Source organism: Cryobacterium sinapicolor (genome assembly GCF_004403465.1).
Lineage (GTDB): Bacteria > Actinomycetota > Actinomycetes > Actinomycetales > Microbacteriaceae > Cryobacterium > Cryobacterium sinapicolor.
Window position 1 is genome coordinate 61302 of the sequence record NZ_SOGQ01000077.1, and the last position, 13803, is coordinate 75104.

The 13803-nt window shown below is 67.9% G+C and carries 10 protein-coding genes and 1 pseudogene; 3 read left to right on the plus strand and 8 right to left on the minus strand.

What is annotated here, in order from left to right:
• Positions 1-28: 28 nt before the first annotated feature.
• Positions 29-682 carry a TetR/AcrR family transcriptional regulator gene (locus E3T28_RS13605; protein ID WP_134432278.1) on the minus strand — a complete coding sequence of 218 codons (654 nt, stop codon included), beginning with the start codon at positions 680-682 and terminating at the stop codon, positions 29-31.
• A gap of 160 nt (positions 683-842) precedes the next feature.
• Here E3T28_RS13605 and E3T28_RS13610 point away from each other — a divergent pair, with 160 nt between their 5' ends.
• The gene (locus E3T28_RS13610) at positions 843-1916 is read left to right on the plus strand and encodes an App1 family protein (RefSeq protein ID WP_420898273.1); all 1074 of its coding nucleotides are present in this window, start codon (positions 843-845) and stop codon (positions 1914-1916) included.
• A gap of 22 nt (positions 1917-1938) precedes the next feature.
• On the opposite strand, the gene E3T28_RS13615 is transcribed toward E3T28_RS13610, so the two are convergent.
• The 3 genes from E3T28_RS13615 to hisD are packed head-to-tail and all read right to left on the minus strand — an operon-like array spanning position 1939 to position 4828.
• Positions 1939-2976: a quinone-dependent dihydroorotate dehydrogenase gene (locus E3T28_RS13615; RefSeq protein WP_134432280.1), complete on the minus strand. Its 1038-nt coding sequence runs from the start codon at positions 2974-2976 to the stop codon at positions 1939-1941.
• Between the two features lie 7 nt (positions 2977-2983).
• Entirely contained in the window at positions 2984-3502 is a 519-nt protein-coding gene (nrdR, locus tag E3T28_RS13620) for a transcriptional regulator NrdR (protein ID WP_134432282.1), read from the minus strand.
• A gap of 12 nt (positions 3503-3514) precedes the next feature.
• Complete coding sequence (hisD, locus tag E3T28_RS13625) at positions 3515-4828, minus strand: histidinol dehydrogenase (RefSeq protein WP_134432284.1); 1314 nt, start codon at positions 4826-4828, stop codon at positions 3515-3517.
• Positions 4829-4900: 72 nt separating this feature from the next.
• Between hisD and E3T28_RS13630 the strand changes: the two genes are divergently transcribed.
• On the plus strand, positions 4901-5443 hold the full coding sequence (locus E3T28_RS13630) for a flavin reductase family protein (RefSeq protein WP_134432286.1): 543 nt from the start codon (positions 4901-4903) through the stop codon (positions 5441-5443).
• Between the two features lie 19 nt (positions 5444-5462).
• Here the strand turns inward: E3T28_RS13630 and E3T28_RS13635 are convergent, their stop codons facing one another.
• From E3T28_RS13635 to E3T28_RS13645, 3 genes and pseudogenes are all read right to left on the minus strand, one after another.
• Complete coding sequence (locus E3T28_RS13635; RefSeq protein ID WP_134432288.1) at positions 5463-6263, minus strand: lysophospholipid acyltransferase family protein; 801 nt, start codon at positions 6261-6263, stop codon at positions 5463-5465.
• An 86-nt stretch (positions 6264-6349) separates the two neighbouring features.
• A pseudogene (locus E3T28_RS13640) lies at positions 6350-6970 on the minus strand (HNH endonuclease signature motif containing protein); the annotation flags it as partial.
• 18 nt (positions 6971-6988) lie between these two features.
• A complete protein-coding gene (locus E3T28_RS13645; protein WP_134432292.1) occupies positions 6989-7462 on the minus strand; it encodes a hypothetical protein in 474 nt (157 codons plus the stop codon).
• 248 nt (positions 7463-7710) lie between these two features.
• Here E3T28_RS13645 and E3T28_RS13650 point away from each other — a divergent pair, with 248 nt between their 5' ends.
• Entirely contained in the window at positions 7711-10110 is a 2400-nt protein-coding gene (locus tag E3T28_RS13650; RefSeq protein ID WP_174776834.1) for an ATP-binding cassette domain-containing protein, read from the plus strand.
• 135 nt (positions 10111-10245) lie between these two features.
• Here the strand turns inward: E3T28_RS13650 and dnaE are convergent, their stop codons facing one another.
• Positions 10246-13713 (minus strand): DNA polymerase III subunit alpha, encoded by a 3468-nt coding sequence (gene dnaE / locus E3T28_RS13655; protein ID WP_134432429.1) that lies wholly within the window; start codon positions 13711-13713, stop codon positions 10246-10248.
• Between the last annotated feature and the right edge of the window lie 90 nt (positions 13714-13803).

The following is a 13803-nucleotide window of genomic DNA, read 5'->3' on the forward strand; positions in this document are numbered from 1 at the left end:
GCCACGAGCCAACCGGAACGCGGAATTCCTAGCGAACGCTCGGCCCGTAGTATCCGGCCAGGTAGTCGTGGGTGACGACGCGACACTCCGTGATGAACCGCGGATCACCCTGCGGGTCGGAGCGGAATGCCCGCGACAGGATGGAATCACCCATCTCCACGGCGACCTCGAGCCGGAAGATCAGTTCGGCACCACCCTCGAGGCCGAACTCCTCGACCAGCATGCCGGCCACCCGGCGGGCGAAGTAGCCCGTGTCGGAGTCTTCGACGACGGAAGCACCCTGCCGGTCGTCGAAATGCATGATGCGAAACCCCGGCTCGGAGCGGTACAGGTCGACGAAGGCCGTGATGGCCACGTCCACGGCCTGCCACCAGCCCTGGGGAGCACTCGTCGTGAGCTGCTCCGCCACCCGGCTGCGGAAGCGCAGCACGGCGCGCTCACGCAGCGCCTGCAGCACCGCGACGCGATCGGGGTAGTACCGGTACACGGTTCCGATCGACGCGCCGGCACGTTCGGCCACCATCGCGGTCGTGATGCGGTCGAAACCGACCTCGTCCACGACGATGGCGGCGGCGTCGAGCAGACCCGACAGTCGTGCTGTGCTGCGCTGTTGGATCGGCTCGATGCGTGCCTGCTGGGCCGGCACAAAAGGATCCCCACCGAAAAGGTCACTGAGTGACACTTGTCCTCCTTGAGAGTAATTCACTAATACTAGGTGGCAATCGGCTCATCATCCTTCCGTAACGGCGTGTCTTGTCAGACTGGGCAGGAATGGACGTCGGATGCCCCGGGCGACGCCACTCCGCTGCGGAGTTGAGGCCGGCGCATGCCAGACTAGAGGTGTGCCGACATATCCTCGAATCCCGCCCACGGGCACGCCAGCGAAGTTGATGCATCGCGCCGCCCGCATCGAGGACTGGCTGCACTTCAAGCGTGAACACTCAGCCCGCAAGCGCGGCTACCTGCCCACGGTCATTCCTTACGCCGGTTACGGCTCGACCGAGTGGGTGCGCCTCCTGTGCCGGGTGCTCCTGGCCAAGCCGGCGAAACCCGGCTCCAAGCTGGCCCGCCGTCACTGGCGTGCCGACCGCCGCGAGGTCGGGATCCGCGGCTGGCGCAGCTTCACGAGTGTCCCGGTCAACGACGTCACGGTGACCATCGAGATCAACGGCTTCATCCATCGGGTGCAAGCCGACCGCGGCGGTGTGGTCGACACCGTCATACCGGTCACGCTGACGCCCGGCTGGCACACGGCCCGGCTGCACACCGACGACACGGCCGCGCCGGTCGAGGCACCGCTTTTCATCGTGGCCCCGTCGGTGCGCCGCGGGATACTCTCCGACGTCGATGACACGGTCATGGTCACCACTCTCCCCCGTCCGCTGCTCGCCGCCTGGAACACCTTCGTGCTCGACGAGCACGCCCGGGTTCCCACGCCGGGCATGGCGGTCCTCCTGGACCGACTCGCCGCGGTCAACGAGGGTTCCCCGATGATCTACCTGTCGACCGGGGCCTGGAACGTCGCCCCGACCCTGACCCGGTTCCTGAACCGCAACCTGTACCCGTCGGGAGCTCTCCTGCTCACCGATTGGGGTCCCACCCACGACCGCTGGTTCCGTAGCGGTCAGGACCACAAGAGGGCCAACCTGCGCCGTCTCGCACTGGAGTTCCCGGACATCCGCTGGATCCTGATCGGCGACGACGGCCAGCACGATGAGGCCATCTACAGCGAGTTCCAGCGGGACTTCCCGGGCAGCGTGGACGCGGTGGCTATCCGCCAGCTGTCCCCCAGTCAGGCCGTGCTGGCCGGGCGCCCGCTCAAGGATACCGCCACCGTACCCCGTGATCCACGCTGGGTGTACGGACCGGACGGCTCGGCCCTGGCCCGGCAGCTCGCGGACCACGGCCTGATTTAGGCGCGACGGCCTGATCCGGGAGCTACGGCCGCGGGGCGAGGATGCGGTCGAGCCCACGGTTGATCTGGCGCGCCCACAGCGGACCGCGGTAGAGGAACCCGGTGTAGCCCTGCACGAGCGTCGCGCCGGCCGCGAGACGCTCGGCCACGTGTTCAGCGGTCTCCACGCCGCCCACCGAGATCACGCACAGGTCTCGGGGCACCGCGGCCCGGATCACGCGCAGCACGGCCAGGGAACGGGCCCGGAGCGGGGCTCCGGAGAGACCACCGGCGCCGGCGGCCTCGACGGTCGCGGCATCCGTGGCGAGGCCGGCGCGGGAAATCGTGGTGTTCGTGGCGATGATGCCGTCAAGCCCCAACGCCACGACGAGTTCGGCAATACGGGTCACCGCCTCATCCTCGAGGTCGGGGGCGATTTTCACCAGCAGAGGCGTGGCGCCGGCCTCGACCTTGACCGCCCGCAACAGCGGGGCGAGCTGGTCGAGCTCCTGCAGTCCGCGCAGCCCGGGGGTGTTCGGCGAACTGACATTGACGACGAGGTAGTCGGCGAGGGGCGCGAGCAGGGCGGCGCTGACGAGGTAGTCGGCGGTGGCGTCCTCGACCGCGGTGACCCGGCTCTTTCCGATGTTGATGCCCAGGACCGGGCGGCCAGCGACGGACCGGACGTGCGCGAGGCGCACCCGCGCGGCGCGGGCACCGGAATTGTTGAAACCCATCCGGTTGACGATTGCACGGTCGGGGATCAGGCGGAAGAGGCGAGGCTTCGGGTTGCCCGGCTGCGGGACGGCGGTGATGGTGCCGACCTCCACGTGCCCGAACCCGAGCTGACCGAGCCCGATCACGGCTTCGCCGTCTTTATCGAAACCGGCGGCCACGCCGAACGGGGACTCGAATCGGAGACCCAGAGTCTCAACACCGAGGTCCGTGCGCGGGCGGGTGAAGCGGTGCACGACCCCGCCGACCCCGAGCGTGGGCAGCGCCCGGATCACAGTGAAGGCCAGGTGGTGGGCTCTTTCGGGGTCGAGGCGGGTCAGGAACAGCGAGAAGATCAGCGGATACACGAGGACCCTACGACTCAGCGGGGCGGGTGACGCCCGCACCACTGTCGCCCTCGGTGCGCTCGGTGCGCTCGGTGCGCGAACCGTGCTCGATGCGCAGTCGGGCAATCGCGGCCTCGAAATCCTCGAGCGAGTCGAACGCCTGGTAGACACTCGCGAAGCGCAGGTAGGCAACCTCGTCCAGTTCACGTAGCGGCGGCAGGATCGCAAGACCGACCTCGTTCGCCTTCACCTGCGACGCGCCGGTCTGCCGAATGGTCTCCTCGACCCGCTGGGCGAGCATGGCCAGATCGGAGTCCGTCACTGGTCGACCCTGGCAGGCCTTGCGCACGCCGGCCACGATCTTGTCGCGGCTGAACGGTTCGACGACTCCGCTGCGCTTGACGATGTTCAGGCTGGCGGTCTCGGTCGTGCTGAACCTCCGGCCGCACTCGGGGCACTGGCGGCGCCGGCGGATGGAAAGTCCGTCGTCGCTCGTGCGCGAGTCGATGACTCGGGAGTCCGGGTGGCGGCAGAACGGGCAGAACATCGTGCGGCCAGCCTACCGCGCGGCCGTGAAACGGGCGGTGACGGCGTCGCCGTGCGCGGGAAGCGCCTCGGCCGTGGACAGCGCCGCAATGTGGTCGGCGACCTCGCGCAGCGCGTCACGGCTGTACGTGACGACCTGCTGGGGGCGCAGGAACGTGTACGCGCCGAGGCCGGAAGAGAACCGGGCCTGACCTCCCGTCGGCAGCACGTGGTTCGAGCCGGCCACGTAGTCGCCGAGGCTCACGGGCGAATGCGGGCCGAGGAAGATGGCGCCGGCGTTCTCGATCAGCGCGAGCACGGCATCCGGGTCGCTGGTCTGGATCTCGAGGTGCTCGGGACCGAACGCATTGCTGAACGCGGCCGCAGCGCCGAGGTCGTCCACGAGGACGATCCCCGACTGGCGCCCGTTCAGGGACGCGGTGACACGGATGCTGTGGGTCGTGCTCTGCATCAGGTCGACCAGGTGCAGGGAGACCGCGTCGGCGAGCTCCACCGAATCGGTCACGAGCATGGCGGCGGCCAGTTCGTCATGCTCGGCCTGGCTGACCAGGTCGGCGGCGACGAGACGGGGATCGGCGGAGGCATCAGCGATCACCAGGATGTCGGTCGGGCCGGCCTCGGAGTCGATTCCGGTCACTCCGCGCACCAGGCGCTTGGCGGCGGCCACATAGACGTTGCCGGGGCCGGTGACGAGCTGCACCGGGTCCAGGCCCAGCCCGGGCACGCCGTAGGCGAAGGCACCGACCGCGCCGGCTCCGCCCATGGCGTAGATCTCGTCGATGCCGAGCAGGCCCGACACCGCGAGGATGGTGGGGTGCACGCGGCCGTCGAAGTCGCTCTGCGGCGGCGACGCCAGCGCGATCGAGGACACGCCCGCGATCTGGGCCGGAACGACGTTCATCACGACGCTGGATGGGTAGACGGCCTTGCCGCCGGGCACATACAGGCCGACCCGGTTAATCGGCTGCCAGCGTTGCGTGATGGTGGCGCCGTCGGCGATCGTGGTGGTCACCTGCGGCGGCACCTGCGCCGCGCTGGCGATGCGCACCCGGCGGATGGTCTCCTCGATGGCCGTGCGCACGGTCGGGTCGAGCCCGGCCAGCGCCTCGGTGACGTGGGACGCGGGCACCCGCAGATGGGCCGGACGCACCCGGTCGAGGCGCTCCGCCTGGTCGAGCAGGGCGTCCTCGCCTCGGGCCCGTACATCGTCGATCAACTCGGCTGCGACGTCGCTGGCCGCGGTCACGTCGGTGAGCGCACGCGGCACGGCCGCGAGCAATTCCGCCGGAGTGGGCCGGGTCCCTCGGAGGTCAATAGTCTGGATCATCGGGTTCCAGCCTAGCGATCAACTCCCGTCCACCGGGAATAGGCTGACTGCCGAGGAGATTGATTCAGTCACATGAGCGACACCGACATACCCCAGCCCGGCACCGTACCCTTGGCCGAAGATCCCAATGCACCGCTGGATCTGGCCGCCTTCAAGCATTCCTTCCGGCGTCACGCCGCCGGCGTCGCGGTGATCACCGCGTTGCGCCCGGACGGCATCCCGGTGGGATTCACGGCCACCTCGCTGGCGTCGCTGTCGTCGGTTCCGCCGCTGGCCACCTTCAACATGGCCCGGTCGGCCAGCACGTGGCCCGCCATCGCCGAGAGCGAACGAGTCGTCATCCACATCCTGGGCGCGCACAATCGTGCCGTCGCCGAGGTGATGTCGGGTCCCGCCGACCAGCGCTTCGTCGGCGATCACTGGCAGCCCGGGCCCCACGGTCTGCCCGTGCTGAGGGGCGTCACCTCCTGGATGGTGGGGCGCATCATCGAGCGCGCACTGGTGCACAACAGCGCCGTGGTGGTCGTGAAGATCGAGGAGGGCGGCATGGGCGAGAACGACGAGGCCCTGGTCTACTACGAGCGCACCTACCGCGTTCCCGGGGCCGAGGCCTAGCCTCGGGCTCGGGCTCGGGCTACTTCCGCGTCGGGGTCCGGCCGGCGGCGTCGCCGGCGGCGGCGGCGTCGCGGAGGCGGCGCCGCTCTGCCTCGGCCACGGCGGCCTCCTCCGGCGTGGGCGCGGTGCCGCCGAGATGCCGCGGCTGCCACCACTGGCCGGCGCCGTCCACCGGGTAGGCCTTCTGCAACCCGTCGACGAGACCCTGCAGGGTCTCGTGGAGAGCCAGCGTCATCGACTGCGCATCCTCCCCCGCGGAGACCGCGAACGGCAGGCCAACGGCGAAGCGGATGGGCACGCCGAACACCTCCCGCAGGGCCGGCTTGTGGTTCTTGGTGAGCACCCGATGCCCGCCCCAGACCGCGATCGGGATCACGGGGACGCCCGCCTCGGCCGCCATCCGGATGGCCCCCGATTTCAACTCGCGCACGGTGAAGGACGCGTTCACGCCGCCCTCAGGGAACACGCCGAGAAGTTCGCCCGCACGCAGCGCCGTCACGGCCTGGCCGTACGCCTCCGCCCCGGCCTTCATATCGACCGAGATGTGTCGCATGCCCCGCAGGAGCACGCCCACGAGCTTCTGGTCGAACGCGCCCTTCTTGGCCATGAAACGGATGTGACGGCGGTTCTTGTGCCACAGCATCCACTCGACCAGGGCGAAGTCCATGTAGCCGAAGTGGGTGATCGCCAGCACCGCTCCCCCGGTGTCCGGCAGGTTCTTCAGGCCGGTCACGGATGGCTTCAGGCGCAGCAGGCCGAACACGGCCCGCCCGGCCAGAATCGCCGTGGTGTACAGAGGTTCCCGGGTGCCTGTGCTCATGTTTCAAGGCTACGACCTGCGTGGGGGTTCGCGGCGACATTGGTCGAGCCTGTCGAGCCTGGTCGAGACCAGAGACCCGACTCCTATCAGTCGTGCCGGGTGACGTTCTTGCGTTCGACGGCGTCGGTCATGCGGGTGCGGGACTTCGTCACGTTGCGCCACTTGCGCGCCCCGGTTTCCAGCCAGGGTGGTGCCTTGATCTGCACGGCGCCGCGGATCATGCGGATGGCCCAGCCGGAGGCGGCGAGCATGCGGTGGTGGAACCAGCAGAGGCAGACGCCGTTGTGGGTGTGGGTCGGTCCGCCCTCTGCGTGTGGGATGACGTGGTGGATCTCGCTCATTCCGGCCGGGATTGTGCAGCCGGGGATGATGCAGGTGCCGTCGCGGAGTCGGGTCGCTCGGCGTTGCGCGGGGGTGAAGCAGCGTTCGGGTGAGCCGAGGGCGATGATGCGTCCCTCGTCGTTGATGACGATTTTTTGTTGGCCGCCGGTGCTGATCAGGTCCGTGACGGCGTTGATCGTGATCGTTGCTTCGACTCCGTCGATCCAGCCGACGCCGTGGCCCTGACCGAAGTTCGCGTTCAGGTCTTGTTCTCGGACGCTGACGAGGACCGTGGCGGGGGCGCCGCCGATGGTCGGGGATTCGCCCGCGCGGGAGGGGACGTCGAGGATCACGGCGAGCCAGGTCAGTGCACCGCAGCGTCGGCGTCGGCGTCGGCGTCGGCGTCAAAGCGGACAGGATCGCATCGGCCGTGTCGACGCCCCGGTGGCCAGAGCGATCGCCGTGGCCGGGAACGTGGGCGGCAGAGGTTCGCCGGCCAGGGACCGCCCGGTGCGCAGCTGCCGGCCCAGCCGCATCCGCCGGTTCGCGGTCGGCCCAGACACCAGGGTGACCCGCTCCAAAAGCTCCCCCGGAGTGCGGCCGCCGCGCTTCGCGGAGAGGCGGCCGGTGCCGAGCTCGGGCCGGGACCGGTCGGCGACCTCCGCCGCCGTAGCCACCCGCAACGCGTCGACCTGCCGGCCGAGAACCTCCACCGCCGTGGCCACCCGCAGCAGACCGTCGTCGAAGCGGCGCACGGCCGAATACCGCAGTGATTCCCCGAGCCCCGCCGCGAGGGCCCGCAGCTCCGCGACCGCGCACGCCGCCGCGGACGGGCCGGGCGCGGCATCCGCTGCGGGTGTTTCCGGGAGGCTGGTCATATGACGAGTATGGCCTAAATAGAACGTGAAAGCGGGGGTCTGTCAGGTATTGAAGTCTAAAAATTCGAATGTAATTTTGGTCGGCCGAGCGCGCTTGCGCCCTGACGGGACTGAACTGACACTGCATACAGGCACGACCTGGTCGCCGGCCGAGCCGCTTGCCCTGGGTGCCCTCGAAGCTGGTTTACTCGTACCAGGCGATGATCCGGGAGAGCACGTGAAAACCTCGGCCGCCAGAGGGAGACACCATGAGCACTGACCTGAGCAGGGCAACCGGCGCGGGCACGCCCGCGCAGCACTTTGCCGACAGCCACGATCGGATCCGGGTGCAGGGTGCGCGGGTTAACAATCTCAAAGATGTCAGCCTCGATATCCCCAAGCGGCGGCTGACCGTGTTCACCGGGGTCTCCGGCTCAGGCAAGAGTTCACTGGTCTTCGGCACGATCGCCGCGGAATCCCAGCGACTGATCAACGAGACCTACAGCGCCTTCGTGCAGGGTTTCATGCCCACGCTCGCGCGGCCCGAGGTCGACGTGTTGGACGGGCTGACCACAGCCATCATCGTCGACCAGGAGCGGATGGGCGCCAACTCCCGTTCCACGGTCGGCACCGCCACCGACGCCAACGCGCTGCTGCGCATCCTCTTCAGCCGGCTCGGGCAGCCGCACATCGGATCGCCCCAGGCGTTTTCGTTCAACGTGGCCTCGATCAGCGGCGCCGGGGCGGTCACGCTCGAGCGGGCCGGGAAGACCGTTAAGGAACGGCGCAGCTTCAGCATCACCGGGGGCATGTGTCCGCGCTGCGAGGGCATGGGCACCGTCAACGATATCGACCGCTCCGCGCTCTACGACGACTCCAAGTCGCTCAACGAGGGTGCCCTCACCATCCCCGGGTACACGATGGAGGGCTGGTACGGCCGCATCTTCCGCGGCTGCGGCTGGTTCGACCCGGACAAGCCCATCGGCCGGTACAGCAAGCAGGAACTCGACGACCTGCTCTACAAGGAGCCGACCAAGATCAAGGTCGAGGGAATCAACCTGACCTACCTCGGCCTCATCCCGCAAATTCAGAAGTCGTTCCTGTCGAAGGATGTCGCCGCCCTGCAGCCGCACATCCGCGCCTTCGTGGAGCGCGCGGTCGCCTTCGCACCCTGTCCCGAGTGCGAAGGCACCCGCCTCAGCGAAGCCGCGCGCTCGTCGAAGATCTCGGGGGTCAGCATCGCCGACGCCTGCTCCCAGCAGATCAGTGATCTGGCGGCGTGGGTTCGCGGGCTCGACGAACCGTCGGTGGCCCCGCTGACGCGGGCGCTCCGCCAGATCCTCGACTCGTTCGTGGAGATCGGGCTCGGTTACCTCTCGCTCGACCGGCCGGCCGGCACCCTGTCCGGCGGCGAGGCCCAGCGCACCAAGATGATCCGGCACCTGGGATCCTCCCTCACCGACGTGACCTATGTTTTCGACGAGCCCACCATCGGACTGCATCCCCATGACATCGAGCGGATGAACACGCTGTTGCTGCAATTGCGAGACAAGGGCAACACCGTGCTCGTCGTGGAGCACAAACCGGAGGCGATCGTGATCGCCGACCACGTCGTGGACCTCGGCCCCGGAGCCGGCACGGCGGGCGGCACGGTCTGCTTCGAGGGCACCGTCGAAGCGTTACGCACCAGCGGCACCCTCACCGGCCGCCACTTCGACTATCGCGCAGCGCTCAAGCCCTCGGTGCGCACGCCCACGGGAACGCTCATGATTCGCGGCGCGACCAAGAACAACCTCCAAGAGGTGGACGTGGACATCCCGCTGGGAGTGCTGGTGGTGCTGACCGGCGTCGCGGGATCCGGCAAGAGCTCGCTCGTACACGGCTCGATCCCCGCCGGCGCAGGCGTGGTGTCGATCGATCAGGCCGGCATCCGCGGTTCCCGACGAAGCAACCCGGCGACCTACACCGGAATGCTCGAACCGATCCGCAAGGCCTTTGCGAAAGCTAACGGCGTCAAGCCGGCGCTGTTCAGCTCCAACTCCGAGGGCGCCTGCCCCAACTGCAACGGCGCCGGCGTCGTCTACACCGACTTGGCGATGATGGCGGGCGTCGCAACCACCTGCGAGGTGTGCGAGGGCAAGCGGTTCGAGGCATCCGTGCTGGAATACCGCCTCGGCGGCCGCGATATCAGCGAGGTCCTCGCGATGTCGGTAATCGAGGCCGGGGAATTCTTCGGCACCGGCGAGGCCCGATCGCCGGCCGCCCACGCCATCCTGGTGGGGCTCGCCGACGTCGGGCTCGGCTACCTCAGCCTCGGTCAGCCGCTCACGACGCTCTCCGGAGGCGAGCGCCAGCGTCTCAAGCTCGCCACCCACCTGGCCGAGAAGGGTGGCGTCTACGTGCTCGACGAGCCGACCACCGGACTCCACCTCGCCGACGTCGAGCAGCTCCTCGGCCTGCTCGACCGGCTCGTGGACTCCGGCAAGTCAGTCATCGTCGTCGAGCACCACCAGGCGGTGATGGCTCATGCCGACTGGATCATCGACCTTGGCCCCGGTGCCGGCCACGACGGCGGCCGGATCGTCTTCGAGGGCTCGCCGGCCGACCTCATCGCCGCCCGCTCCACCCTCACCGGCCAGCACCTCGCGGCCTACGTCGGCCACCCCTGACCCCGGCACGTCACACCCGAACCAATTCGACGGAGATTTTCGCTGTATCGCCCTGAAACGCGGCCAAAAGGCTGTTTTTCGACAAAATCTCCGTCGAATTCGTTCGAGACGACTGTTCGACTGGGACCCAACCGGCTAGGTCAGGCAGTTCGGCCCGAGCAGGCTCTTGAGCTCCCCGAACAGGTCGGCGCTGATCTTCACGTGGTGGGGCAGCTCGAACACCCGGGCCGTGTGGCCCTTCACCAGCTTGAGCCGCACCTCCGAGCTGCCGATATGGCGGGTGATGACCTCACCCAACGCCGTCACCGTGTCGGTCGTGGCCCGGGATTCCGCCAGCGTCACGGTCAGCGTCCCGGTGTCGGAGGCCTGCCCGAGTTCCGGCGCGAAGATGCTGTACGCGTGCAGGTTCATGCCGTCGTCGCGCATGCTCACCCGGCCCCGCACGACCACGACCGAGTCGCTGATCAGGTCGGGCGAGAACTCCTGGTACGCCTTGCCCATGAACATCACGGCGATCTCTCCGCCGAAGTCCTCGACCTGGATGATGCCGTACTGGTTGCCGGACTTCTTTGCGATCCGGTGCTGCACGCTGGTGATCAGGCCGGCGATGGTGACGGTGTCGGCATCCTGGGTCTGTTCCGACCCGACCAGGTCCACGATGGTCGTGCTGGCGTGCTTGGCCAACGGGATCTCGAGCCCGGCCAGCGGATGGTCGGAGACGTAGAGCCCGAGCATGTCGCGTTCCAGCGCGAGCTTCTCCTTCTTGCTCCACTCGGGACGGTCCGGGACCTGCTCGGTCTCCTGCGGGTCGTCGAACAGGCTGTCGAAGTCGAAGCCGACCATGCCGTGCTGCTCGTCCCGCTTGATCTTGACGGCGGATTCGACGGCGGCCTCGTGGATCTCGAACATGGCCCGACGGGTCGCTCCGAGCGAGTCGAAGGCGCCGGCCTTGATCAGGGACTCGACCGTGCGCTTGTTGGCCACCGGGATCGGCACCTTGCGCAGGAAGTCGTGGAACGACTCGAACGCGCCCTTCTCCTTCCGGGCCGCGCGGATCGCGTCGACCACGTTGAAGCCAACGTTCCGCACCGCGCCCAGCCCGAAACGGATGTCCGTGCCCACGGCCGCGAAGTATCCGATCGACTCGTTCACGTCCGGCGGCAGCACCTGGATGCCCATCCGTCGGCACTCGTTCAGGTACAGCGCGAGCTTGTCGCGGGAGTCGCCGACGCTGGTCAACAGCGCGGCCATGTACTCGGCCGGGTACTTGGCCTTGAGGTACGCGGTCCAATACGAGAGCACCCCGTAGGCGGCCGAGTGCGCCTTGTTGAAGGCGTAGTCGGAAAACGGGAGCAGGATGTCCCAGACGGTCTTCACCGCCTCCATGGAGTAGCCGTTGGCGACCATGCCGCCGGAGAAGCCCTCGAACTGCTTGTCCAGCTCCGACTTCTTCTTCTTGCCCATTGCACGGCGCAGCAGGTCGGCCTGGCCCAGGGAGAACCCGGCCAGCTTCTGCGCGATCGACATGACCTGCTCCTGGTACACGATCAGGCCGTAGGTGGTGCCGATGACGTCCGCCAGCGCCTCCTCGAGCTCCGGGTGGATCGGGATGATCTCCTGCTGGCCGGTCTTCCGCAGCGCATAGTTGGTGTGCGAGTTGGCACCCATGGGGCCGGGCCGGTACAGGGCGATGACGGCCGAGATGTCTTCGAAGTTGTCGGGCTTCATCAGGCGTAGCAGCGACCGCATGGGCCCGCCGTCGAGCTGGAACACCCCGAGCGTGTCACCGCGGGCGAGCAACTCGTAGGCGGCCGGGTCTTCCAGGCCCATTTCTTCGAGCACGGGCCGGTGTCCGCGGTTCACGGCGATGTTGTCGAGGGTGTCGTCGATGATGGTGAGGTTGCGCAGCCCCAGGAAGTCCATCTTGATCAGGCCGAGGGCCTCGGAGGCCGGGTAATCGAACTGCGTGACGACTTGGCCATCCGCTTCGCGCTTCATAATCGGGATGATGTCGATCAACGGGTCGGAACTCATGATCACGCCGGCCGCGTGCACGCCCCACTGGCGCTTGAGGTTCTCCAGGCCGAGGGCTGTGTCGAAGACCGTGCGGGCCTCGGGGTCGGATTCGATCACGGCCCGGAAGTCGGCGGCCTCGCGGTAGCGCGCATGGTCCTTGTCGAACATACCGGTCAGTGGCACGTCCTTGCCCATGATGGCCGGCGGCATGGCCTTGGTGAGCTTGTCGCCCATCCCGAAGGGGAACCCGAGCACGCGAGACGCGTCCTTGAGGGCCTGCTTGGCCTTGATCGTGCCGTAGGTGACGATCTGGGCGACGCGTTCCTCGCCGTACTTCTCGGTCACGTAGTGGATGACCTCGCCGCGGCGGCGCTCGTCGAAGTCGACGTCGAAGTCGGGCATGGAGACGCGGTCGGGGTTCAGGAACCGTTCGAAGATCAGCCCGTGCACGAGGGGGTCGAGGTCGGTGATCCCCATGGCGTAGGCGACCATTGAGCCGGCGCCCGAGCCGCGGCCGGGACCCACCCGAATGCCCTGCTGCCGGGCCCACATGATGAAGTCGGCCACCACCAGGAAGTAGCCAGGGAAGCCCATCTGGATGATGATGCCGATCTCGTAGTCGGCTCGCTTCCGCACCTCGTCCGGGATGCCGTTCGGGTAGCGCTTGGCCAGCCCGATCTCGTTCTCCTTGACGAACCAGCTCTCCTCGTTCTCCCCCTCCGGGCAGGGGAATCGGGGCATGTAGTTGGCCTTGGTGTTGAACTCCACCTGGCAGCGTTCGGCGATCAGCAGCGTGTTGTCACAGGATTCCGGGTGGTCCCGGAAGAGGTGGCGCATCTGCGCGGCGGTCTTCAGGTAGAACTCGTTCGAATCGAACTTGAAGCGGTTCGGGTCGTCGAGGGTCGACGCCGACTGCACGCAGAGCAGGGCCGCGTGGGCGGTCGCGTCGTGGGCGTGGGTGTAATGCAGGTCGTTGCTGGCCACCAGCGGGAGCTTCAGCTCACCGGCGAGTTTGAGCAGGTCGGTCATGGTGCGCCGCTCGATGTCGATTCCGTGGTCCATGATCTCGCAGAAGAAGTTCTCCTTGCCGAAGATGTCCTGGAATTCGCCGGCGGCCTTCTTCGCCTCGTCGTACTGGCCCAGGCGCAGGCGGGTCTGCACCTCGCCACCCACGCACCCGGTCGTGCCGATCAGCCCGCCGGAGAATTCGGCCAGCAGTTCCCGGTCCATCCGGGGCTTGAAGTAGTACCCCTCCAGGCTGGCCTTGGACGACAACCGGAACAGGTTGTGCATGCCGGCCGTGGTCTCCGAGAGCAGCGTCATATGCGTGTACGAACCGGCGCCGCCGACGTCGTCGCGGTTCTGGCCGCTGGTCCCCCAGCGCACGCGGGTCTTGTCGCGCCGGTTGGTTCCCGGCGTGATGTACGCCTCGGTGCCGATGATCGGCTTGATGCCGGCCTCGGTAGCCGTGCGCCAGAAGTCGAACGCACCGAAGACGTTGCCGTGGTCGGTGATGGCGACCGCGGGCATCCCCTGCTCGATGGCCGCATTGATCAGCGGCTTGACCCGCGCCGCGCCGTCGAGCATCGAGTACTCGCTGTGCACATGCAGGTGCACGAAGGAATCCTTCGATCCACCCGACTGATTCTGAGAGGACAAAGCGGCTCCGAGGTATTG

Coding starts and splice junctions, on each gene's coding strand:
- nrdR (WP_134432282.1), bottom strand. CDS start 3,502: ATGTTCTGCCCGTTCTGCCGCCACCCGGACTCCCGAGTCATCGACTCG.
- hisD (WP_134432284.1), bottom strand. CDS start 4,828: ATGATCCAGACTATTGACCTCCGAGGGACCCGGCCCACTCCGGCGGAA.
- E3T28_RS13630 (WP_134432286.1), top strand. CDS start 4,901: ATGAGCGACACCGACATACCCCAGCCCGGCACCGTACCCTTGGCCGAA.
- E3T28_RS13635 (WP_134432288.1), bottom strand. CDS start 6,263: ATGAGCACAGGCACCCGGGAACCTCTGTACACCACGGCGATTCTGGCC.
- E3T28_RS13645 (WP_134432292.1), bottom strand. CDS start 7,462: ATGACCAGCCTCCCGGAAACACCCGCAGCGGATGCCGCGCCCGGCCCG.
- E3T28_RS13650 (WP_174776834.1), top strand. CDS start 7,711: ATGAGCACTGACCTGAGCAGGGCAACCGGCGCGGGCACGCCCGCGCAG.
- dnaE (WP_134432429.1), bottom strand. CDS start 13,713: ATGCTCGACGGCGCGGCGCGGGTCAAGCCGCTGATCAATGCGGCCATC.